Raw genomic sequence first — 21,430 nt, 5'->3', positions numbered from 1 at the left:
GGGCTACCGTCCACAACGCCACCACCCGTTGACAAGGCGCGCGCATGCCGGCGTGCGCCTTTCAGGACGCGATCCTCCGGATTGCAGCGGCCCCGGATTGCCATGGGCGATGCATGCCAGGTTGCCGCCGCCCTCAACGTGGCTTGACGAGCCGATACTGACGACGGTCACCAAAGGCCACCCCCCTGGTTTCCACATTGGCGCATAACTGCCCGCCACACAACGTCACGTCGGCGGCGTTGTAGGCGCGCAACAGGTCGGCGCGCAACTGATTGTCGCGAATATCCTGGCGATACTGAGTCAACAACCATCCACCACCGCCCAGCAACAGCAGCAGGCTCCCCAGGACAACCGCCGCGCCTTTCCATAGCAGCAGGCGCTGCCCGCGTTCGATGCGCTTGAGTTGATCGGACAAAGACTGCGCGCCTTGGCCGATCAAGCCACCGGCTTGCTGCAGCCGCTTCTCGAAGCCGGCGACGGGTTGATCCAGTCCCTGCTGGATGCTTCGAATCAAGGTGTCGGGCACGCGCTGCAGCGTCTGCTCGGCCGAACGGGTGACCACATTGGGCAACGACTGGGCCACCTGCTCCAACTGCTGCGCAAGGCGGCGTTGCAGTTGCTCCAATTCGGCGCATCGGCGCTCGAACTGTTCCATCAGGGAAGCGGTCTTGCTGACCAGCGCCATCGGGTCTTGTGCGTTCATCAATGCGTCCTGGCTTCGTGGTGATGACGCCTACAGGCTGCGCGCGCCGGCACGCATGGTTTCCTGCTGTTGCAGTTCGGCCTGCTGCCGCTGCGCCTGCATCGCTTGTTGCGCCGCCTGCTGTTCCTGCTGGTTCACCGTCTCGACGGCATCGGCGCGCAAGGCGCGGCCAGGCGCGGCCAGGCGGTTCGTTGGCCAGGACCTGTGTCATTTGACGGAACCGATCACGGTCGCCGTTCTGTGCGGCGGCCAACATGCGGTCGAGAAAAGCACTCGGGTCGTCCTGCAAGGTCGGCGACCTGCCGCCGTATGTCGGCGACGCCCCACGCACATCGTGCGCATCCTGTTTGAGCGGCACCTGCCACTCCTGCGGCGCATGGCTGCGCTCGCGCTCCTGCCGAAGTTGCTGCATCTGCTGCTGCCAACTTGGCGCATCCATTTCCCGACGCCCGGCCCCCGGCTCCAACGGACCACGCAGGTGATCGATCCCATCGCGGGCCAGACCGGGAATTCCGCGCGAATACAGCGTCACCCCCGCCCGCAGCGTTTCCACGTCATCGCGATACTTCTCAATCATCGGCGCGTGCTGCTGCGCAAGCTGCCGTGCTGCGGGGTCTTCCAACACGGAACGATCCGGCTTGCCACTGCCGTCGACTGGAAGGAAGTTGTGCATGCGATGCGACTCGCCCAGCTTGATTGCAGCGGACAACGGATCACGGGCATCCAGCACCCTATTATCGTTGGTGTAATCAGCGCTCTTCAGCGTGGCGATCTCTTGGGGCGTAGCGTAGATCTCGACCCGCCCGTAATGTCGGCTGGCGGCGCTGACCGCATCGCCGGCCATGACGTGATTGATCACTGCCTCGCCGCCCTCTGGAATTCGCCGATCAAGACTATTTGCACCATAAGCATCGAAGGTTTGCCCTCTCAAACCGAAATGGTGCGCGGTGACCTGCGCCAGATCGCCACCCAGGGAATGACCTGCAACGGTCACTTGGGGGGCTGGTTGGCCGGTCTTGATGTGCTTTTGCTCTGCATAATCCAATGCACGTCGAGTAAAGTCGATGGCGTCGGCAACCTGTGCGTTATGACGCGCCACCACCATACCTCCATCGGCCAATGCGCCATCTTGCACTGGCTGGCGATCAAACTCGCTTCCTCGGTGAACAACCACTACTTCACCCGTGTCAGCCCTCTCGTAAATCACGCCTTGATAGCCCGATGGCTTATCCACATATTCTAGCCGCCGGTAAGGCAAGCCACCGATGTCCACAATAGCGCTTCTCTTCCCGGTTTCTCTTGGCTCGTCATAAGCATCGCGCGTTAGCGCGGCGTACTGCTGGCTGGTTAAGCTCATGGAACCACCTTCCGCGCATTAAACGTTACCCGAAACAAGCTGCTTCGATTCGGCTTCGCATACTTTTCAGCATACTCTTCGCCAGTATCTGGATAGCCACCTACTTTACTCCTAGGATATCCACCTGACCAAAAAAACGTAGTTTTCGCTTTGCCGTCAATGAAATATTTTTTTTCCAGGCTAGGCATGAAATCTGTCTCCGCCTTTTCACCCGTTGCCTTTAGCGAAGCACCCAGCCCCCCAAAATCCCAGCGACATATACCTTTTCCGTAATAGTCAGCATCAACCATGCCGTCGACATAGACGATCGCGACATAAGTGGCGTCGTTGATTTTTTGGAAAGCGATAGGGATTGCATCTTCCTTGGGCTTTGTCGACATTCCCAGTGAATGATCAAACGGCGCACATTCATCGCGATTTGTCATGTCATAAAAAGCCGTACCTGACACTGCCTCAAACGGTCCTGGCGCATTCTCGATGGTCATGGTGATCCGATAGGCCTGCTTGGGGTGCGGGTTCTTCCGATAGATCGGGTCGCCTTCAGCGTCGCGGGTTTGCACGTCCCTGGACTGCATGGCCGTCTCCTTCGCGCCGCAAGCGCACAGGAAGGTCGCTAACGACACGCATAGCAGTGCGGCTGATGTGCGCTTCATGAGGGAATGGGCAAGAGCTGCCTTGTCTTTATAAAAACTACGTCGTTTTTTAAGCGGCAACAAGCTTCATTACGCGCGATGGATCCCCCGGATCGAGAACATCCCTCGACAATTCCGCCCCTGCCAAGGGAGTGACAGGTTCCCTGGTTACCGAAAGTTCCCTAAAGACACACTTGATAATCATTCCCATCAAGCGCAGGATGAGCGCCCGTTTCCCTGGCGGCCTCTTCCATGGCATGTGCAGTCGGCCTTCTCAATGCGTTGCCCAGCGTGCAGCTGTGCGAGTTGCTGGGCCGTCTGGGCTATGCGTTCGTGGTGCTGGATCTGGAGCATGTACTGCGTGCCCCCGATGAGCTCGAACACGCCATCCGCGCCTGTGAGCTGTCCGGCTGCGAGGCGTGGGTGCGGGTGCCGGAAGCGGACGAAAAACTGATCGGCCGCGTGCTGGATGCCGGCGCACGCGGCATCGTGCTGCCTCGCGCCGAATCGGCCGCGCAGATGGCACGGGCCGTAGCTGCCGCACGCTTTCCGCCGCTGGGCCGGCGCGGCATCACCGGCGGCCGCGTGACCGGCTTCGGCAACGTCGATCTGGACACGTACATCGCGCAAGCCAACCGCGACATCCGCATCGTGCCGATGATCGAAAGCGCCGCCGGCATTGCCGCGCTGCCGGAGATCGTGGCCGTGCCGGGCGTGGCGCTGGTGATGGAAGGCGCGCTGGATCTGGCACTGGACCTGGGCGTGGGCCCGCAGCCCACGCACGCGCAGGTGTGGGAATTGCTGCTGCAACTGCATGCGCAGTGTCGCGCCGCCGATGTGCCGTTCTGCCCCAATCCCCGCACCGATGCGCAACGCGCGCATTGGCTGCAGCAGCCGGATCTGCGCTGGCTGCTGGCCGGTGAAGACCGCGCCCTGATCCAACGCGCGCTACGCGGCCATCTGGCCACGTTCGACGCACCCGCTTCCCTACCCGCCTGCAGGAGCACGCCGTAGATGTCGACCTTCCGTTTCCACGCCCTGACACTTGCCATCGTGGCGGCCAGCCTGAGCCTGTCGCTGCAGGCGGTGGCCGCCGACGCGCAGGCGACCGACGACGCCGAAGGCCAGACTCCCATCCGTGCGCTGGACGCGATCCAGGTGCAGGGCAGCCTGCTCGGGCGCTCCAAACCCGATGACGTGCAGCGCTATGCCGGCAGCCGCCAGGTGATCGATCGCGCCCAATTGCGCAACGGCGGCAACCGCTCGCTCGACGATGCGCTGCAACGCGTGCCGGGCATCAAGATCTTCGACGAAACCGGCACCGGCGCGCTGCCGCAGATCATGTTGCGCGGCCTGTACGAGAGCCGCAGCGGCCGCGTGCAGGTGCTGGAAGATGGTATCCCGCTTGCGCTGGCGCCGTACGGGCAGACCAGCCTGTCGTTGTTTCCGGTGGGGCTGAACCAGATCGATCGCATCGACATCGTGCGCGGCGGCGCTGCCGTGCAATACGGGCCCAATAACGTGGGCGGAGTGATCAACCTGGTCAGCAAAGACATCCCCAGCGCGTGGAGCACCACGCTGGCGCACAAGGTCACCGCCGGCGGCCAGGGCCAGTTCCTGCAGGACAGCGCGCTCAGCAGCGGCGGTTACCTGACTGACAACCTCGGCATGCAGGTCGATGCCAATCGCACCTGGGGCGAGTACTGGCGCGCGCACAGCGATACCGACATCAGCAACCTGCGCGTGCGCGCGGAGTGGTGGCTGGACGACAGCAAGTTGATCAAGGCCAGCGTGCAGCGCTATCTGGTGGACATGGATCTGGCCGGCGCACTGAGCCCGGCCGACTACCGGCGCGACCCGCGCCAGTCCACGCGACCGCTGGACAGTTTCAATGGCCGTACCACGAGAGCGTCGTTGGGGTATGAGCAGTTGTTCGGAGACTGGGGGCCGCTGAAGGATGTTCGGTTGTCTTGGACCAACTTCAGCGCGCGCAGCAGCCGCAATTTCATCATCGGCATGCGCCAGGCCGCCACCGAAACCTGGCGCTCGGACCTGCCGCCGCAACTGCGCCAGACCGCCCCGCGCGACTTCCGCGTGGTCGGCAGCGAGCCGCGGCTGAGCTGGAACATGGGCACGGCCGGCGGTGTGCGCCAGCAATGGACCGCCGGCGTGCGCGCGGTACGCGAGGACATCGATTTCCTGGTCGGCAACCTGCGCCTGCGCGATGGCCTGTTCACCACAGTGCGCGACTGGCAGTTCGAAGACCGTGCACTGGCAGCCTATGTCAGCAACGCGATCACGCTTCCAGATGAGCGCCTGACCATCACCCCCGGGCTGCGCTACGAGCGCCTGGATTCGCGCTATTTCAACCGTGCCACCGGGGTGCGCACGCTCAACCAGACCCGCGACGTGCTGCCGGGGCTGACGGTGGGCTTCCAGGCCAATGAACAGTGGTTCTTCTATGCCGACGGGCAGCGCTCGCTGCGCGCGCCACAGGTCACCCAGATCATCTTCGGCAACAACCTGGATGCCGAGCTGGCCTGGAATTACGAAGCCGGCACGCGCTACCAGCCCAACGACCGCACCCGTATCCATGTCGGCGCCTACCTGATCGACTTCGATCAGCAGATCCAGCTGGACAACACCACCCGCGTGTTCCGCAACCTGGGCAAGACCCGCCACCAGGGCGGCGAATTAGAACTGCAGTGGAGCCCGGAAAACCTGCGCGCGCTCACCCTCAACGCCGGGTATGCGTATCTGGATGCCAGCCAGGAATCGGGCGCATTCCGCGGCTTCCGGGTGCCGTTCACCTCGCGTAACCAGATCACCCTGGGCGGCAACTACGCGCTCGGTCATACCACGGTCGCGCTATCGGGCTATTACTTCAGCAAGGCCTACAGCGATGCCGCCAACACCGTGCAGGAGAACGCCATCGCCTCGGTTGGCCAGCTGCCCGCCTATATGGTCTGGAACACGCAGGTGAGCCATACGCTGTTCGAACGCGATGGGCAGAAATTCAGCGCATCGTTGGCGATCAACAACCTGTTCGATCGGCAGTACTGGTTCCGCGGCGTGGATACCAGCCCGTGGGGTCGCCAGGCCGCGCCTGGCCGCACGGTCACCGCAGGGCTGGAGTACACGTTCTAGCGCGCAGCAACGCAACAGCAAGGCCTTGCGAAGCGGCCGATGACGACCGCCGCACGCCCGGTCCTTGCCGGCCACTGCAATTGACCGTCGCCGGCATGGCCCACATCTGCGTTATCCAGTGAGAACAACTCTGCAGCGTCCAGGCAGAGGCAGTACACGACCGATGGACAGAGGCATCGGTCGCGCCTGACGGCAACGGCGATCGGTTTGCGATCGCCGTGGAAACAGACCGCGTGCACGAGGCACGCTTCATCGCCGCAGTACGCGGCATTGCGATCGCTGCATCGCAGGCCACCCAACGCCGCACGCGGCGCCAGGCAGCCCGTCCAGTTCCGGTTTTCCCCTACCGCCCTGTCGAACGAGAGCTGCCATGAACGCTGTAAACGACGCCCCCCTGGTGATCCTCACCCATGTCTGCCACCCGGCCATCACCGACGGTTTCCTGCCGGCCGCACACGCGCAAGGCATCCCGGTCTGGTTGCTGACCGACCACCGGCTCGATCACCTGGCCTACTTTCGCGACCATCCCGCGCATGCGCCGCAGCGGGTGATCGAATGCGATGTGTTCAACCCGCTCGGCGTGCTGGACGTGCTGCACGACGCCGAGGTACGCCCGCGCGCCGTCTTCAGCAACAGCGATCACCTGCAGACCAGCACCGCGCTGGTGGCAGCCGGCCTGGGGCTGCCCGGCAAGGACTGGCAGGTGTGCTACGCCGCCAAGAACAAGGCCGCGATGCGGCAGCGCCTGCGCGCGCGCGGATTGCCCTGCCCATGGTTCTGCACGCTGGCGCCCGGTGCCGCACCGCCTGCGCAGATCCCCTGGCCGGTGGTGGCCAAGCCGCGCGAAGGCGTGGCCAGCCTGGACGTGCGCCACTGCGCCGATGCCGTGCAACTGCAGCGCTACCTGGACGAGATCTGGCAGCGTCACCCGCAGCGCAGCGTGTTGCTGGAAGGCATGTTGGTCGGGCCGTTGTTCACCCTGGAGACGCTGGGCGATGGGCACAGCATGCAACCCATCGGCGGGTTCAAGGTGCGGCTGTCGCCGCCACCGCACTTTGTCGAATGCGAGGCGCACTGGGATGGCGACGTGGACACGCCGGCGATCGCGCAGGCAGTGCAGCAATTGCGCAGCTTCGGCGTGAACTTCGGGCTCTGCCACAGCGAATTCATCCTCACCGCCGATGGCCCGGTGCTGGTGGAGATCAACTACCGCAGCATCGGCGACCGCCGCGAATTCCTGCTCGATGCCATGTTCGGCCAGCAGTGGTTCGCTGCCGCGCTGGCGCCGCACCTGGGCCAGCCGCTGCCGCAGCTGCGCAGCGCGCGCGCGCACGCCCTGCTGCGCTACTACGTGGCCGACCACGACGGCGAGCTGGTCGCCGCCAGTGAAGACCGCCGGCATCACGATGCGCATTGCGACGTGCAGTACCGACGCATGCGCGCACCGGGCGAGCGTATCCAGCTGAGCCACTCCAACAAGGACTACCTGGGCGTGCTCAGCGCGCTGGCCAGCGATGCGCAGGCGCTGCAGCAAGCGGTGGTGCAGGCCGAAGCCGGCCTGCAATGGCGTATCGACCGCGCAGGAGCACGCGCATGAGCCTGGCCGCCGACCAGCGTTACATCGCCATCCGCATCATCGATGCCTGCCTGCGCGAAGACCTGCGCGCCATCGTCAGCCGGGGTGCGCCGGCCACGCCGGAGGCGCACCTCCTCGCAGCGTGGCGCGGCGCCGTGCCGGGCGATGGCTGGTGGAAGATCGCACATCTGCCCGACGCCACGTTGTGGCTGCCGATCCATCGCCACGGGGTCCTGCAGGACATCAGCGCCTGCGACGATCGCTGGATCGTGCAGACCGCCGCAGGCGCACTGCTCGAACAGGGCAGCCACGCCTGGCTGCAACGCCTGGGCGCCGGGCTGGATGCGGAGACTCAGCGCTTGCATCGCGCCTACGCCGACGAGGCCGACTGCGCCGCTGCGCATCGCGGACTGGCGCGGCAGGCGTACCACGCGCAGGCACCGGCATTGAACGCTGCCCTGCAGTACGCCGATGCCGCCGAGCGCGCGTATCGCTGCGACCAGTTGGCGAGCTATCGCGACCATCCGTTCTATCCCACCGCACGCGCCAAGGCCGGCCTGGAGCCCTCCGAACTGCGCGACTACGCGCCGGAGTTCGCGCCCAGCTTCGCGCTGCGCTGGCTGGCGCTGCCGCAGGCGCAGCTAAGCTGCACCAGTTCGCCGCCGGCCGAGCTGTGGCCGGCATTCGGCGAGGTGGGGTTGCCGCCCGCGCTTGCGGCCACGCATGGGCTGTGGCCGGTGCATCCGCTGGTGTGGGAGCGGCTGGAGCAACCCGGCTTCGAGCTGCCTCCCGGCGCGGTGCGTGCGCCCCTGCCCTGGCTGGACGTGCGCCCCGGACTGTCGGTGCGCACGCTGGTGCCGCTGCAGCACCCGCAGCTGCACCTCAAACTGCCGATCCCGATGCGGACGCTGGGCGCGTTGAACCTGCGTCTGATCAAGCCTTCCACGTTGTACGACGGGCACTGGCTGGAACGCGCCCTGCGCCTGATCGACGCGCGCGATGCGGCCCTGCGCGGGCGTTGCGTCTTCGTGGACGAATCGCACGGCGGGCACGTCGGGCAGGCCCGGCATCTGGCCTATCTGCTGCGGCGTTATCCGCCACTGGAAGACAGCACGCTGGTACCGGTGGCCGCGCTGTGTGCGCTGCTGCCCGGTGGCCGGCCGATGGCGATCCACCTGGCCGAGCGGTTTGCGCAAGGCGACGTGCACGCCTGGTGGCGCGACTACACCGAGCTGTTGCTTGCGGTGCATCTGCGGCTGTGGCTGCGCTACGGCATCGCGCTGGAGGCCAATCAACAGAACAGCGTGCTCGTGTATGCCCCCGGCCGGCCCACCCGACTGCTGATGAAGGACAACGACGCCGCACGCATCGCCATGCCGCAGCTGCGCGCACAACTGCCGGAGATCGCCGCGCTGGGCCCACTGCACGATGCGCGTATCGCCGTGGACGATGCGCAGGCGCTAGCGCAGATGTTCTGCACCATCGTGCTGCAACTGGATCTGCAGGCGGTACTGGAAGGCCTGGCCGAATGGCAGCCGTCTCTGCACGCGCCATTGCTTGCGCAGCTGCAGCGACAACTGCTGCAGACCCTGGCGCAGCTGGACGCCGAGGGCATCGACACCGCGCCCGCGTATCGCCTGCTGGGCGCGCCACGGCTGCCGGTGAAGTATCTGCTCAGTGCCGGCAGCCTGCTCAGCAAGCAGCTCACCGGCGCGGCCGACATCAACAAGTTCTACGGCGACAGCGCGCCCAATCCATTCGGCACCGCGTTCGCCGCTGCGCAACCATCGCCGCGTCGGCAGGCCGGAGGGCAGCGATGAAGCGCGTGCTGGGCCCGGTGCTGGCGGCGCACTACCTGGCGGCCTTCACCGCGCTGGGCATGCCGCTATTCCTGCCGCAGGTGCTGGCCGACCTGGCGCCAGGCGCGGCGGTGGGCTGGAGCGGCGTGCTGTACGTGCTGCCGACGCTGTGCACGGCACTGACCGCCAGCAGCTGGGGGCGGCTGGCCGATCGCTACGGGCGCAAGCGCTCGTTGCTGCGCGCGCAGCTGGGGCTGGCGCTGGGTTTTGCGATCGCCGGCTTTGCGCCGTCGCTGCCCTGGCTGGTGATCGGCCTGGTCGTGCAGGGCGCCTGTGGCGGCTCGCTGGCGGCGGCCAATGCCTACCTGGCCAGCCAACCGCAGGCCGGTCCGCTGGCGCGTGCATTGGATTGGACGCAGTATTCGGCGCGGCTGGCGATGGTCAGCGCCCCGGCGTTGCTCGGGCTGGCGCTGGCGCTGGGTCCGGCGCAGTCGCTGTATCGCGCGCTCGCACTGCTGCCGCTGGTCGCGTTCGCGCTGACCTGGCGGTTGCCGGCCGACCGACCGCACGTGCGTCCGGGTGCCGCTGCCACTGCGGCGGCGGCCAGTACGACACCCGCGCATGCGGCACCGACGACTCCGGCGCTCTGGCCTGCGCTGCTGCTCGCGCAGTTTCTGTTCTGCTTCGCGATGGTGGTGACGTTTCCGTATTTCATTCCGTACGCACTGGCGCGCGGCGCAGGACACGATGCCGTGGCCGGCCTGCTCTACAGCCTGCCGCATCTGGTCTACCTGGTGGTGCTGCCGTGGTGGCGGCGCGGCGATGGCGAGCTGTGGCTGGTGCCCGGCCTGGCGATGTTCGCGCTGGCCTGCGTGTGGCAGGCGGTGCTGCGCGATCCCATTGCGTTGGCCGGCGCGCGTCTGCTGTTCGGCGTCGGCATGCTGGCCGGCCTGCGCGGGCTCAATCGCAGCCTGGCGCTGCTGGCCAGCGGCCACGGCGCCGGGCGCCTGTTCGGCCGTTTCGACGCCTGCGGCAAGTGGGCCGGCGTGCTCGCCGGCGCGGCCGCGGGTGCGCTGACCCAGGCCGCAGGGACTGCCGCCCCTTTTCTCGCCGCTGCGTTGGCGGCGGCCGCTGCTGCGCTCACCGTCCTGGTGCGCTTTCCTTCGAGGAGACCTGCCGATGTCCCCGCACACGATCAATGACCCCTGGTACGCCAGCATGGCCGACGCACAGGCCTGCACCTGCTGGCTGAACTGCTACCTGCGCGAGTTCGCCATCCCGCAACGCGCCGCCGATTTCGATTACCGCGGGCTGGATCGCCCCGGTCCACGCGTGGCCGAGCAGCGCTGGCTGCGTATCGACCTGGGCGAGACCGGCGTGCTGTGCGTGCGCATCGCCTACGCCGACCGCCTGGGGCGTTGCCGCTTCGCGTCCACGCCTTTCCTCAAGGCCGCCGGCCAGCCCTGGCATAGCCTGGATGCGCCAGCGCTGGCGCGTTGCCTGCTGCAATCGCTGGGCAGCACGCAGGCGGTCAACCCGGAGCTGCTCGCGCAGAGCGCCAACAGCGTGGCGGTCACCGCCGCGGTACTGCGCCAAGCACAGGCCAGCGCACCCACCGGCGAGGCGATGATCGATGCCGAACAATCGCTGCTGTGGGGCCATGCCCTGCATCCCACGCCCAAGAGCCGCGAAGGCGTCGCGCTCGACCAGGTACTGGCCTGCGCACCGGAAGCACGCGCGGCCTTCCAGCTGTTCTGGTTCCGTATCGACCCGCGCTTGTTGCGCACACAGGGCACCGATGTGCGCGCCAGCCTGCGGCAAATCAGCGGCAGCGACGCGCTCTACCCCTGCCACCCGTGGGAAGCGCAACGCCTGCTCGACGATCCGCTGCTGCGCACGCTGCAAGCACGTGGCCTGATCGAGCCGGTGGGGCCTTGCGGCGAGATGCTATGGCCCACCTCCTCGGTGCGCACGCTGTATCACCCGCAACTGGACTATTTCCTCAAATGTTCGGTGCATGTGCGACTGACCAACTGCGTACGCAAGAACGCCTGGTACGAGCTGGAAAGCGCAGTCGCCCTGACCGAACTGCTGGCGCCGAGCTGGCGCACGCTGGCGGCGCAGGTGCCGGGCTTCGATGTGATGCTGGAACCGGCAGCCACCTCGCTGGAGGTGGCGCAGGTGGATCGCGCCCTGCACGACGCCGACCCGCTGGCGGCACGCGCGTTGTCGGAGAGTTTCGGCATCCTGTACCGCAAGGCCATTCCCGCCGCGCAGCGCACGCGCTGGCAGCCGCAGGTGGCCGCGGCCCTGTTCACCTGCGATGCGCAGGGCAACAGCGTCTGTGCCGCACGCCTGCAGGCGCTGACCAGCGCACGGATGGATCGCCACACTTGCACCGTGCTGTGGTTCCGCGCCTATGCCGGGCTGTTGCTGGATGGCGTGTGGAGCGCGTTGTTCCAGCACGGCATTGCGTTGGAACCGCACCTGCAGAACACCGTGATCGGATTTGCCGACGGCTGGCCCACCCGGGTGTGGATCCGCGATCTGGAAGGCACCAAGCTACTCGCCCACCACTGGCCGGAAACACGCCTGCACGGGGTGGGCGAACGCGCACGGCAGTCGCTGTACTACACGCCGGAACAGGGCTGGAACCGGGTGGCCTATTGCGCACTGGTCAACAATCTGGCCGAGGCGATCTTTCATCTCACCGAAGGCGACGCCGTGCTCGAAGCGCGTTTGTGGCAGTGCGTGGGCGCGCTTGCCGCGCGCTGGCAGCAGCGCCATGGTGCGCAACCCGCGCTGCAGGGGCTGATCGATGGCGCGCCGCTGCCGGGCAAGAACAATCTCGGCACGCGCCTGCTGCAACGTGCCGATCGTCAGGCCGATTACACCGCACTGCCCAATCCGATCGCCGCGCTCGCCAGTGCGCGACAGGTGGCCGCATGAGCCTGCGCATCGATAGTGCGGCGTTGATGCACGCGCTGCCGCAGCTGCGCGCCGACAGCGACGGCCCGCTGTGCGCCTATGTCTACGACCTGTCCGCCCTGGACGGGCATGCGGCCTGGATGCGCGCGCAACTGCCGGCGCAGTGCGAGCTGTTCTACGCGGCCAAGGCCAATGCGGAGGCGCCCATCCTGCGCACGCTCGCCCCGCACGTGGATGGCTTCGAAGCCGCCTCCGGCGGCGAACTGGCCTGGCTGCATGCGCAGCAACCGCAGGCGCCATTGCTGTTCGGCGGGCCGGGCAAACTGGACAGCGAGCTGGCCCAGGCCGCCACCCTGCCCGACTGCAGCGTGCATGTGGAAAGCATCGGCGAACTGCAGCGCCTGGCCGCCATCGCTGCGCAGGCCGGCCGCTGCGTGCCGGTGTTCCTGCGCATGAATATCGCCTTACCCGGCGCGCAGAGCACGCGGCTGATGATGGGTGGGCAGCCTTCGCCATTCGGCGTGGATCCAGAAGATCTGGACGCGGCCATGCAGTTGCTGCACGCCAGCCCGTCGCTGCACCTGGAGGGTTTTCATTTCCACCTGATGTCGCACCAGCGCAATGCCGGTGCGCAGCTGCACCTGATCGGCGCCTATCTGCGCACCGTGCAGCACTGGCGGCAGACCTATGCGCTCGGGCCGTTGCGGGTGAACGCCGGCGGCGGGTTCGGCGTTGACTATCTGGCACCGTCCGCCTCGTTCGACTGGGCCGGTTTTTGTGCAGGATTGCCCGCGCTGCTGCGCGAGCACGGTACCGACCTGCGCCTGCGCCTGGAGCCGGGTCGCTATGTCAGCGCCAGCTGCGGCTGGTACCTGATGGAGGTGCTGGATATCAAGCGCAGCCACGGCCAGTGGTTCGCGATCGCCCGTGGCGGCACCCACCATTTCCGCACCCCGGCCGCGCAAGCCCACGATCACCCTTTCCGCGTGTTGCGCGGCGCACGCGACCCGGTGATCAGCGACACGCCGGTCACCCTGGTCGGCCAGCTGTGCACGCCCAAGGACGTGCTGGCGCGCCAGCAACCGGTGGCCGCGCTCGCACCCGGCGACTGCCTGGCTTTTCCGCTGGCCGGCGCCTATGCGTGGAATATTTCGCACCAGCAGTTCCTGATGCACCCGCCGCCGCAGACGGTGTTTCTAAAGGAGGGGCATTGACTTACCGGTTGCGGACGAACAACGCTCAGGCCTGCGTCAGCAGGCTCACAGACAGATGTGCTGTTGCCGCAATTTCCTGAGGTCACTCGAAATTGAGTTCGACCCGCACCATCGTATGGATCTGACCGACGCTCGGGCCGGTTCTATTTCCTCGGTGATCGCCTGATCACTCCCGGAAGGTCGCGAGCTGCTCCCGGAAGATTTGGCCCGGCTGTCGCTCACGCCTGCCAAGCGCAGGAATGGCACCGGATGCTGGAAGCTGCACGCTTGGAACCGTTGCTCAACTGCACCGCGCTCGAACTCGGCACTGAACTTCCTAGGCTTTGACATGAATACTCCTCATGCCCCGAATCGACTTCTTGTCAGTGTCCGTGCAAACGGGGTAGAACTCCCACTGCAATCCTGGAAGGCTAAGCTATGGCCCGTAGCCGCTTGCATGGGGTCGCGACAAGAATTGCACGAAACCGTATGTCAAGGACCAACGAATGGAGAACGATTTCAGATGAAGAATTGGCTGATCGGCTTAGTAGTCACTATGGCATGGACTAGCCCCTGCGCTGCTCAAATCGCCCCTGAGTTGCTCGGGGGCGCGGATCCGAACAAGCCGATGTTCAGCGAATCCTTCTACAAAGGGATTGAGGGCAATTGGGTGCTGGTACGCGAACCCATCAACACCGGTTACCACTGCTCGGTTAATTTCATCACGCCAGATTCCACGTTGTCGCTTCGCGGTCCCGCCGACGCTGGGATGGCGCGAAAGAGTCGTGGCAGTCTTTGGTTCATCAGCGAGGCAATCCCACCGGTGACAAAGCCCGAGATCGCTCCGATCACGTTGTCATCTACCAACTACCCTGCTCAGAATGTTCAGGCCGCCCATGTGAGCATGCCTGGCCAGAGCAGTGGGGCGTTGTTGCTGACCATCGACGTTCAGAAATCGGTGCAGGAAAAGCCGGACAGTAATGAATTCGCCATCCAGCTTCAGGGGAAAGAGGTGTTCCGGTCAAAAGTTGTCCAGTTGCAGCTGGCGTATCGCCAGCTTTCGGCTTGCATGAGCGCGGCTCGAAAATAGACCGTGATTTCAGCCGTTTGGCACGTTCAAGATGTCGGTGCAGGCGCGCCCCATCCCTCTTGTGTCGCCACTTGACTCAACGAAGATATTCACATCGGCAACCCTTAGCATCCCGGCGCTGTCCGGGATCAACACATAGCGGACGTTGCAACTTTTATAACCGCCGCCATCGTAAGTCGCGCCGGTCACGAGATTCTGCCACATGACGCGATTGTCAAAGGCCTGCCCATAAGAGAGCGTCCGCGCGATCCCGGCCTGACGGACAGCTGGGTTGCCGTTCGCGGCGACGACCTCTTGCTCAGTCTTACCCAGCCACACCTGGACCAGGAGCGATTCACTACGCGATAAACGCCTTTTCCCACGGTATTCAGCGGCGATCTGAGTAAAGTCCATATCGGCCTTCATTGCCGCCAGGTTGCCCTGCACCATCCCCTGTGCTTCGGTTACTTGTTGCTGCATTTGGGCCAATTTTGCCGTGAGCGCTGCCGATTCCGCTGGCGTCAGTTTGCGGCCGCTATTGATCGCGGGCTTCGGCACATCGGACCACAACTTTTCCCAGGTAAAGTCGGCAAGCGAACTCATTGACAGTCCATCGGGAACCAGTTCCAGTCCATTCAAACCGATGGCTGCCAGTTTCGGTCGCAATGTGTCGGCCTGAACCACACGATTGACCGACGCAGCTTCTTTGGCGCCGATAATGCTGTCACTGTTGCAGGCTACATTCCATGCCTGTCGCATCGTGAAGCTGGTAGTACTTTGCCAATCGGTGGGCTGGAGATCAATGATCGCCGGATCCTGTTTCATGGCCTTTGCGCCGCTGGCCACCCGGAATTCTACGGAATCCGGCATTTCCAATATGCCGGTTGAATCAGCCTTGCGCTTGGGCGCGCCACGGCCGCGACGACTCGGCTTGGGGCATTTGAACTGGAGTTGATATTCCAGCCATAGGGGCTGGTCGACCGCTTCATAGACCATTGTCAAATCAATCTGACGGATCCGGCTTAGGCCAGGATCCATGACATCATTGATCGGTGTGTGGTCGATCGTCGCGTCATTGGCGTAGACATTGACGCGATTTCCGGCTGCACCTTGCATATCGATCAGAAACTCGCTGGCCCCGACTTGCGTTGCGATGGCCATTATGCCCGCGCCGATTACGAGTTTTGTGATTTGTCGTGTCATGAGCGCTTCCTTACCCGTTATATCAACTCGCGTTCTACCGCGCACGTATACTACTGAGATCAAGACGTTCTCAAAATTTGAGTACGCGATTTTTTAAAGCGCCTGTCGGAAACAGGCGCTTCCAGGTCGATTGTGCTGCAGCGACGTCGGAAATGCTAAGCCTTGTTGCAGAACGCCCCCGTTAGGCTTGTAGACCAAGCGCGGGACTTCTCCAAGTGCCGGGAAGCCACGAGCGACGCCTGTGTTGCACCTGCGCCGGAAAACGCAGCAGGCAACACACGCTGACGGATGCCGATGGCCGCAGCGCCCACGGCCGCTGCGCAGGCGCAAACGATGCGCGGGCCGGGGTCCATCAGTCGGGAGGACGATTGACTGCGCTACAGCACCTGCCTGCTCAACCCGACCACAGCGCCAGCGTCACCAGCACCGCGGTTTCGGTCAGTTCCACCAGGGCGCCACAGGTGTCGCCGGTCATGCCGCCCAGGCGCTGCAGGCAGGCGCGGCGCCAGAGCGCGAACACCACTGCGGTGATGCCGCCGCACAGCAAGGCGGTCGCCAGCCCGGCCACCATGCACACCGCCGCGGCGGCGATCAGCGCCAGCCACAGGCCGGCACGCGGTGCGCCCACCAGCGCGCTGCCAAGCCCGCCGGCGCGCACGTACGGCGTACTCAGGAACGCGGCAACCAGCGCGCTGCGTGCCAGCAGCGGCGCCAGCCATAGCGTGGCCGGCGCCGGCGCCGGCGCCGGCGCCTGCGCCTGCGCCTGCGCCTGCGCCAGCAGGCTGGCCAATGCGGCGCATTTGAGCAGCAACACCAGCACCACCGCGGTCACCGCCATTGGGCCGCTGGTGGGGTCCTTCATGATCGCCAGCGTGCGTGCGCGTTCGCCCAGGCCCCCGACCCAGGCATCGGTCGTGTCGGCCAGGCCATCCAGGTGCAAGGCGCCTGTCAGCCACACCCAGGCGCTCAACAGCAACGCTGCGCCCAGCAACGGCGCAACTTCGCGCAGGCACCAGGCCAACCCGCACACCACCCCACCGAGCAACACACCCACAAGCGGGTACCAGCACAGCGAGCGCGCCTGCGCGCCTGCGCGCGTGAACACCCGGGCGGGCACCGGGATGCGGGTCAGGAACCCGATCGCCGCCAGCAGCCCGTCGATCATTCGGTGCCGTGCGCCGGTGGCGATGCCGTGGACGAGAGCGGCGGGCTCGGGGCGCCAGCCGCGTCGGTTGGCGGCCAGGCCAGCGGATGCAGCGATGCATGCGGCACCGCCAGTTCGGTCATCCGGCCGAAACCACTACCGGCGACCAGGCAACGCAAGGCGCGAATGGCGCCGCCGTGGGTGACCACCAGCACGCGCCGTGCCGGGTAGCGGGCGACGATGGCGTCGAGCGCGGCCGACAGGCGCGCGCAGAAGTCGGTAAACGGTTCGGCCTGCGGCGGCGGGTAGCGCAGCGGGTCGGCCCAGAAGCGGCCCAGCGCTTGCCCTTCGTCGCGATCGATATCGGCCACCGGCACACCCTGCCAGCGGCCGAAGTGGTATTCGCGCAGCCGCGGGTCCAGCTGCAACGGCAAGCCGCGCGCGCCGGCAAGTTCGGCGGCAAACGCTGCACAGCGCTGCAACGTGGAGGCCACCACCACGTCCCAGCTGCCATCGGCGGTGGCTGCGCGCAATTGCTGCCAACCCAGCTCGGTGAGCGGGTCGTCGAGCTGGCCACGATAGCTGCGCTGGCCGGTATCGCCGTGCCGCAGCAAGGTGATCTGCGCGCTCATGCGTCGGAGACTCCGGCTTCGGCAAAGGTGGCCATGCCGTTGTGCAGGGCGCAGGCGCTGCGCAGCAGCGGGATCGCCACCGCCGCGCCGCTGGCTTCGCCCAGGCGCAGGTCCAGCTGCAGCAGCGGCTCGGCATCCAGCGCGCGCAGCAACGCCGCGTGGCCGCGCTCCTGCGAGCGATGCCCGAACAGCAGCCACTGCCGCACGCCAGGGTTGAGATGGGTGGCCACCAGTGCCGCGGCGGTGGTGATGAAGCCATCCACCAGCACTGGGATGCCGGCCTGCGCAGCGGCGATGTAGGCGCCCACCAGGGCGGCAATCTCGAAACCGCCGAGCCGGCGCAGGCGCTCCAGCGGGGTGGCGGCATCGGCATGCAGCGCCAGCGCGCGAGTGATCACGGTGGCCTTGTGTGCGATGCCTTCGGCATCCAGCCCGGTACCGGCGCCGGCCATCGATTGCGGAAACTGCGACAACAGCGCGCAGCCCAGCGCGGCCGCAGCGGTGGTGTTGCCGATGCCCATCTCGCCGCCCACGAACAGCTGCGTATCGCAGCTGCTTGCCTGCGCAATGCTCTGGGCACCCGCGGCAAGCGCGTCGCGCAGCTGGCCGGGCGTCATGGCCGGTTGTTCGCAGATATTGGCGCTGGAAGGCGCGATCCAGGCACGGCGCACACGCGGCAGCTCGCCCGGGTCGTTGACCACGCCCAGGTTCACCACCTCCAGCCGTGCCCCCAGTTCGCGCGCCAGCACCGAAATCGCGGCACCGCCACGGGCGAAGTTGCGCACCATCTCACCGGTCACCGCCTGCGGAAACGCAGACACGCCTTCGGCCGCCACACCGTGGTCGGCGGCATACACCGCGATCCAGATCCGCTGCATCAGCGGATGCTCGTTGCGTTGCCAGGCCGCCAGCTGCACCGCCAGTTGCTCGAGCCGGCCCAGCGCACCGTGCGGCTTGGTCAGTTGTTCCTGCCGTGCCAGCGCAGCTGCACGCACGCGCGCATCCGGCACCGCGCAGGGCGCAAAGATCCAGTCGCTGCTCATCGCACCTCTCCCTTCAACACCATCGGCAAGCCCGCCACCACCAACACCACCCGCTCGCACTGTAGCGCCAATGCCTGGTGCAGCCAGCCGGCCTCGTCGACAAACGCCGCGTAAGTTCGCCCAGCGGCACGATGCCCTGCCCCACCTCGTTGCTGACCAGCACGATCTGCCCCGGCAGCTGCGGCAGCGTGGCCAGCAACGCCGCGCGCTCGCGCGCGAAGGTATCCGCATCCGGGTGACCCAGCAGGTTGCTCAGCCACAGGGTCAGGCAATCCACCAGCACGCAGCGCTGCGGCGCCGCCAGCGCCTGCAGGGTGGCCGCCAGGGCGATGGGTTCTTCCACGCACTGCCACTGCGGCGGACGCCGGCTACGGTGATGCGCGATGCGCTGCTGCATTTCCGCATCGAAGGCCTGCGCGGTGGCGACATAGGCCACCTCGGCAGCGGTGCCGGCGGCGAGAGCGCTGGCGGCGAAGCCTTCGGCCAGTGCGCTCTTGCCGGAGCGGGCGCCTCCCAGGATCAACTGCCGCATGACGGGTCCCTGCAGGTGAGCCGCGTCAGTGCGGCGGTATCCAGATGTGTCTGCACCGCATCGGCCAGGCGCTCGAGCGTGGCCTCGCGCAGCGCGGCAAGATCCACCGGCAGCGCCTGCGCCAGGCCGGCCCATGCGAGCAATGCATGCAGTGCCTGCGGGTGGTCGAAGATGCCGTGCAGATACGTGCCCAGCACCTGGCCGTCCTCGGACATGGCTCCATCGTTGCGGCCATCGTCCAGCCGCAGCAGCGGACGCGTCAGTGCCGCGCCGGTGCTGATGCCGCAATGGATCTCGTAGCCGTGCGCACGCGCATCGCCCAGCAGCAAGCGCCCCTGCACGCGATGCAGCTGCTTGTGCGGATGCAGCTGCGTGTCCAGCGCCAGCCAGCCCAGCCCTGCACTGCTGCCGGGCGGGCCTTCGATGCCGTCGGGGTCGTGGATCTGCTCGCCCAGCATCTGCAGGCCGCCACAGATGCCGAGCACCTTGCCGCCGTAGCGCAGGTGGCGCGCAATGGCGCTCTCCCAGCCCTGCGCGCGCAACCAGTCCAGATCGTGGCGGGTGGACTTGCTTCCCGGCAGCACGATCAGATCGCAAGGCGGCGGCAGCTGCCCCGGGCCGACCAGCTGCACATCGACCTGTGGATGCGCCAGCAAGGCATCGACATCAGTGTGGCTGCTGATCCGCGGCAGCACCGGCACCACCACGCGCAATGGCGCATCCGGTTTGTGCACGGCGTGCCGCGGCAACGCGTCTTCGGCCTCCAGCTGCAACCCATGCAGATATGGCAACACACCCAGCACGGGTTTGCCGGTTTCGCGTTCCAGCCAGTCCAGACCGGGTTGCAACAGTGCCAGGTCGCCACGAAAACGATTGATGACAAACCCCGCCACGCGCGCGCGCTCGCTGTCCGACAGCAATGCCAGGGTGCCGACCAGATGCGCGAACACGCCGCCGCGGTCGATGTCGGCGATCAGCAGGACCGGGCAATCCACCGCCTCGGCATAGCCCATGTTGGCGATGTCGTTGGCGCGCAGGTTGATCTCAGCCGGGCTGCCGGCGCCTTCCACCAATACCACCTCGAAGCGCTCGGCCAGGCGGGCGTGCGAGGCCAGCACGGCGCTGAGCGCGGTGGACTTGTAGGCGTGATAGCCCACCGCATCCAGCGTGGCCACCGCCCGCCCGTGCACGATCACCTGTGCACCGGTGTCGCTGTTGGGCTTGAGCAGCACCGGGTTGAAGTCGGTGTGCGGCTCCAGCCCGCAGGCCTGTGCCTGCACGGCCTGCGCACGGCCGATCTCGCCGCCATCGACGGTGACCGCCGAATTGAGCGCCATGTTCTGCGGCTTGAACGGCGCCACCGCCACGCCCTGGCGGTGCAGCCAACGGCACAGTGCAGCCACCAGGGTGCTCTTGCCGGCGTCGGAGGTGCAACCCTGCACCATCAGCACGCGCGCGCTCATGCCAGCAGCTCGCGCAGTGCCGCGTCCAGGCGCGCCTCGCCGGCCGCATCGGGCGGCAGGCCGAAGCGCAGGCTGGCCGGCATCTCGAACAGCCGGGTGAGGATGCCACGCTGTGCCAGCGCCACGTGCAGGGCCTGCGCATCGGCGCGTTCGCACCACTGGAAGAACGCGGTGCCGGCCGAGGGCACGATGCAGTGGCGACGCAGCAACAGCGCCAGCCGCTGCGATGCGGCGTGCAGGTGCGCGCGTGCCTGCACGTGCCAGCCGGTATCGGCCAGGGCCTGCTGCACGGCCCAGCGGGTGGGCCCGCTCACGGACCATGGCCCCAGCTGTTCGCGCAAGGCATCCAGCAGCGGCGGATGCGCGCACACGAAGCCGGCCCGCGCGCCGGCCATGCCGAAGAACTTGCCCACCGAGCGCAGCACCACCAGGCCCGGCTGCTGCGTGTGCGCGCACACGCTCGCCTGCGGGGTCGCATCCATGAAGGCCTCGTCGATCACCAGCCAGCCGCCCCGCGCCGCCATCCGCGCATGCAGCTGCAACAGAACCTCGCGATCGAAGCGGTCCGCGCAGGGATTATTCGGATGGATCAGCACCACCACATCGAAGGTCTCCGCCGCCTGCAGCAAGGCCGCTGCCGGCAGCGGCACCACGCTGTGGCCGGCGCGCCGCCAGGCATGCGCATGTTCGGCATAGCCCGGCGCGAGCACGCCCACGCGGCCGCGACCACGCAGCAGCGGCAGCGCCTGGATCGCCGCCTGCGAGCCGGCCACCGGCAGCACCTGCGGCGCGCCGTAGTACGCCGCCGCGGTCGCGGCCAGGCCGTCGTCGTCTTCGGGCAGGCGCTGCCACACCGGCTGCGGAAGCGCCGGCACCGGCCAGGCAAACGGGCTCACCCCGGTGGACAAATCCAGCCACTGCGCCAGCGGAATTCCGTAGGTCTGCGCGGCGCGGCGCAACCGGCCTCCGTGTTCAAGCATGCGGTGCTCCGAAGGAAAAGACATGGCGC

General features: G+C 66.5%; 16 protein-coding genes and 2 pseudogenes. 8 read left to right on the top strand and 10 right to left on the bottom strand.

Annotation, left to right across the window (positions count from 1 at the left end; all coding sequences use genetic code 11):
• Positions 1–133: 133 nt before the first annotated feature.
• The 3 genes and pseudogenes from XcodCFBP4690_RS00665 to XcodCFBP4690_RS00655 form a co-directional block, all read right to left on the bottom strand.
• Entirely contained in the window at positions 134–703 is a 570-nt protein-coding gene (locus XcodCFBP4690_RS00665) for a relaxation protein (RefSeq protein WP_104539143.1), read from the bottom strand.
• A 30-nt stretch (positions 704–733) separates the two neighbouring features.
• A pseudogene (locus XcodCFBP4690_RS00660) lies at positions 734–2,060 on the bottom strand (DUF6792 domain-containing protein).
• Positions 2,057–2,635, bottom strand: a complete 579-nt coding sequence (locus XcodCFBP4690_RS00655; RefSeq protein ID WP_104539142.1) for a hypothetical protein — start codon at positions 2,633–2,635, stop codon at positions 2,057–2,059. The pseudogene XcodCFBP4690_RS00660 and the gene XcodCFBP4690_RS00655 overlap by 4 nt, the downstream one beginning before the upstream one ends.
• A 309-nt stretch (positions 2,636–2,944) precedes the next feature.
• Between XcodCFBP4690_RS00655 and XcodCFBP4690_RS00650 the strand changes: the two genes are divergently transcribed.
• The 8 genes from XcodCFBP4690_RS00650 to XcodCFBP4690_RS00615 all read left to right on the top strand — a co-directional run bounded on the left by XcodCFBP4690_RS00650 (position 2,945) and on the right by XcodCFBP4690_RS00615 (position 14,425).
• The gene (locus XcodCFBP4690_RS00650; RefSeq protein ID WP_104539141.1) at positions 2,945–3,706 is read left to right on the top strand and encodes an HpcH/HpaI aldolase family protein; all 762 of its coding nucleotides are present in this window, start codon (positions 2,945–2,947) and stop codon (positions 3,704–3,706) included.
• Entirely contained in the window at positions 3,707–5,839 is a 2,133-nt protein-coding gene (locus XcodCFBP4690_RS00645) for a TonB-dependent receptor family protein (RefSeq protein WP_104539140.1), read from the top strand.
• Positions 5,840–6,209: 370 nt separating this feature from the next.
• Entirely contained in the window at positions 6,210–7,436 is a 1,227-nt protein-coding gene (locus XcodCFBP4690_RS00640) for an ATP-grasp domain-containing protein (RefSeq protein WP_104539139.1), read from the top strand.
• Complete coding sequence (locus XcodCFBP4690_RS00635) at positions 7,433–9,235, top strand: IucA/IucC family protein (RefSeq protein ID WP_104539138.1); 1,803 nt, start codon at positions 7,433–7,435, stop codon at positions 9,233–9,235. Before XcodCFBP4690_RS00640 ends, XcodCFBP4690_RS00635 begins: the two co-directional genes overlap by 4 nt.
• Positions 9,232–10,416 (top strand): MFS transporter, encoded by a 1,185-nt coding sequence (locus XcodCFBP4690_RS00630; RefSeq protein ID WP_104539137.1) that lies wholly within the window; start codon positions 9,232–9,234, stop codon positions 10,414–10,416. The genes XcodCFBP4690_RS00635 and XcodCFBP4690_RS00630 overlap by 4 nt, the downstream gene beginning before the upstream one ends.
• Complete coding sequence (locus tag XcodCFBP4690_RS00625) at positions 10,394–12,163, top strand: IucA/IucC family protein (protein WP_104539136.1); 1,770 nt, start codon at positions 10,394–10,396, stop codon at positions 12,161–12,163. The genes XcodCFBP4690_RS00630 and XcodCFBP4690_RS00625 overlap by 23 nt, the downstream gene beginning before the upstream one ends.
• Positions 12,160–13,356, top strand: coding sequence for a type III PLP-dependent enzyme (locus XcodCFBP4690_RS00620; protein WP_104539135.1), 1,197 nt, complete (start codon positions 12,160–12,162; stop codon positions 13,354–13,356). The genes XcodCFBP4690_RS00625 and XcodCFBP4690_RS00620 overlap by 4 nt, the downstream gene beginning before the upstream one ends.
• Before the next feature lie 502 nt (positions 13,357–13,858).
• On the top strand, positions 13,859–14,425 hold the full coding sequence (locus tag XcodCFBP4690_RS00615) for a hypothetical protein (protein ID WP_104539134.1): 567 nt from the start codon (positions 13,859–13,861) through the stop codon (positions 14,423–14,425).
• 9 nt (positions 14,426–14,434) lie between these two features.
• Here the strand turns inward: XcodCFBP4690_RS00615 and XcodCFBP4690_RS00610 are convergent, their stop codons facing one another.
• The 7 genes and pseudogenes from XcodCFBP4690_RS00610 to cobD all read right to left on the bottom strand — a co-directional run bounded on the left by XcodCFBP4690_RS00610 (position 14,435) and on the right by cobD (position 21,401).
• Entirely contained in the window at positions 14,435–15,568 is a 1,134-nt protein-coding gene (locus tag XcodCFBP4690_RS00610; protein WP_104539281.1) for a hypothetical protein, read from the bottom strand.
• A gap of 433 nt (positions 15,569–16,001) precedes the next feature.
• Positions 16,002–16,772: an adenosylcobinamide-GDP ribazoletransferase gene (locus XcodCFBP4690_RS00605; RefSeq protein ID WP_104539133.1), complete on the bottom strand. Its 771-nt coding sequence runs from the start codon at positions 16,770–16,772 to the stop codon at positions 16,002–16,004.
• Positions 16,769–17,383: a histidine phosphatase family protein gene (locus XcodCFBP4690_RS00600; protein ID WP_104539132.1), complete on the bottom strand. Its 615-nt coding sequence runs from the start codon at positions 17,381–17,383 to the stop codon at positions 16,769–16,771. Before XcodCFBP4690_RS00600 ends, XcodCFBP4690_RS00605 begins: the two co-directional genes overlap by 4 nt.
• Positions 17,380–18,426, bottom strand: a complete 1,047-nt coding sequence (cobT, locus tag XcodCFBP4690_RS00595) for a nicotinate-nucleotide--dimethylbenzimidazole phosphoribosyltransferase (RefSeq protein ID WP_104539131.1) — start codon at positions 18,424–18,426, stop codon at positions 17,380–17,382. The genes XcodCFBP4690_RS00600 and cobT overlap by 4 nt, the downstream gene beginning before the upstream one ends.
• Positions 18,423–18,958: pseudogene (gene cobU / locus XcodCFBP4690_RS00590) on the bottom strand (bifunctional adenosylcobinamide kinase/adenosylcobinamide-phosphate guanylyltransferase). The gene cobT and the pseudogene cobU overlap by 4 nt, the downstream one beginning before the upstream one ends.
• Entirely contained in the window at positions 18,946–20,421 is a 1,476-nt protein-coding gene (locus XcodCFBP4690_RS00585) for a cobyric acid synthase (protein WP_104539130.1), read from the bottom strand. Before XcodCFBP4690_RS00585 ends, cobU begins: the two are co-directional and overlap by 13 nt.
• Entirely contained in the window at positions 20,418–21,401 is a 984-nt protein-coding gene (gene cobD / locus XcodCFBP4690_RS00580) for a threonine-phosphate decarboxylase CobD (RefSeq protein ID WP_104539280.1), read from the bottom strand. The genes XcodCFBP4690_RS00585 and cobD overlap by 4 nt, the downstream gene beginning before the upstream one ends.
• Between the last annotated feature and the right edge of the window lie 29 nt (positions 21,402–21,430).

It is taken from the genome of Xanthomonas codiaei (assembly GCF_002939785.1).
Taxonomy (GTDB): Bacteria; Pseudomonadota; Gammaproteobacteria; order Xanthomonadales; family Xanthomonadaceae; genus Xanthomonas; species Xanthomonas codiaei.
Note: the sequence above shows the minus strand (reverse complement) of the source record. Positions and strands in the feature narration are given on the sequence as shown.

Bases quoted from the DNA above. Each gene is read 5' to 3' on its own strand.
- XcodCFBP4690_RS00665 (WP_104539143.1), bottom strand. From the start codon at position 703: ATGAACGCACAAGACCCGATGGCGCTGGTCAGCAAGACCGCTTCCCTG.
- XcodCFBP4690_RS00655 (WP_104539142.1), bottom strand. From the start codon at position 2,635: ATGCAGTCCAGGGACGTGCAAACCCGCGACGCTGAAGGCGACCCGATC.
- XcodCFBP4690_RS00650 (WP_104539141.1), top strand. From the start codon at position 2,945: ATGGCATGTGCAGTCGGCCTTCTCAATGCGTTGCCCAGCGTGCAGCTG.
- XcodCFBP4690_RS00645 (WP_104539140.1), top strand. From the start codon at position 3,707: ATGTCGACCTTCCGTTTCCACGCCCTGACACTTGCCATCGTGGCGGCC.
- XcodCFBP4690_RS00640 (WP_104539139.1), top strand. From the start codon at position 6,210: ATGAACGCTGTAAACGACGCCCCCCTGGTGATCCTCACCCATGTCTGC.
- XcodCFBP4690_RS00635 (WP_104539138.1), top strand. From the start codon at position 7,433: ATGAGCCTGGCCGCCGACCAGCGTTACATCGCCATCCGCATCATCGAT.
- XcodCFBP4690_RS00630 (WP_104539137.1), top strand. From the start codon at position 9,232: ATGAAGCGCGTGCTGGGCCCGGTGCTGGCGGCGCACTACCTGGCGGCC.
- XcodCFBP4690_RS00625 (WP_104539136.1), top strand. From the start codon at position 10,394: ATGTCCCCGCACACGATCAATGACCCCTGGTACGCCAGCATGGCCGAC.
- XcodCFBP4690_RS00620 (WP_104539135.1), top strand. From the start codon at position 12,160: ATGAGCCTGCGCATCGATAGTGCGGCGTTGATGCACGCGCTGCCGCAG.
- XcodCFBP4690_RS00615 (WP_104539134.1), top strand. From the start codon at position 13,859: ATGAAGAATTGGCTGATCGGCTTAGTAGTCACTATGGCATGGACTAGC.
- XcodCFBP4690_RS00605 (WP_104539133.1), bottom strand. From the start codon at position 16,772: ATGATCGACGGGCTGCTGGCGGCGATCGGGTTCCTGACCCGCATCCCG.
- XcodCFBP4690_RS00600 (WP_104539132.1), bottom strand. From the start codon at position 17,383: ATGAGCGCGCAGATCACCTTGCTGCGGCACGGCGATACCGGCCAGCGC.
- cobT (WP_104539131.1), bottom strand. From the start codon at position 18,426: ATGAGCAGCGACTGGATCTTTGCGCCCTGCGCGGTGCCGGATGCGCGC.
- XcodCFBP4690_RS00585 (WP_104539130.1), bottom strand. From the start codon at position 20,421: ATGAGCGCGCGCGTGCTGATGGTGCAGGGTTGCACCTCCGACGCCGGC.
- cobD (WP_104539280.1), bottom strand. From the start codon at position 21,401: ATGCTTGAACACGGAGGCCGGTTGCGCCGCGCCGCGCAGACCTACGGA.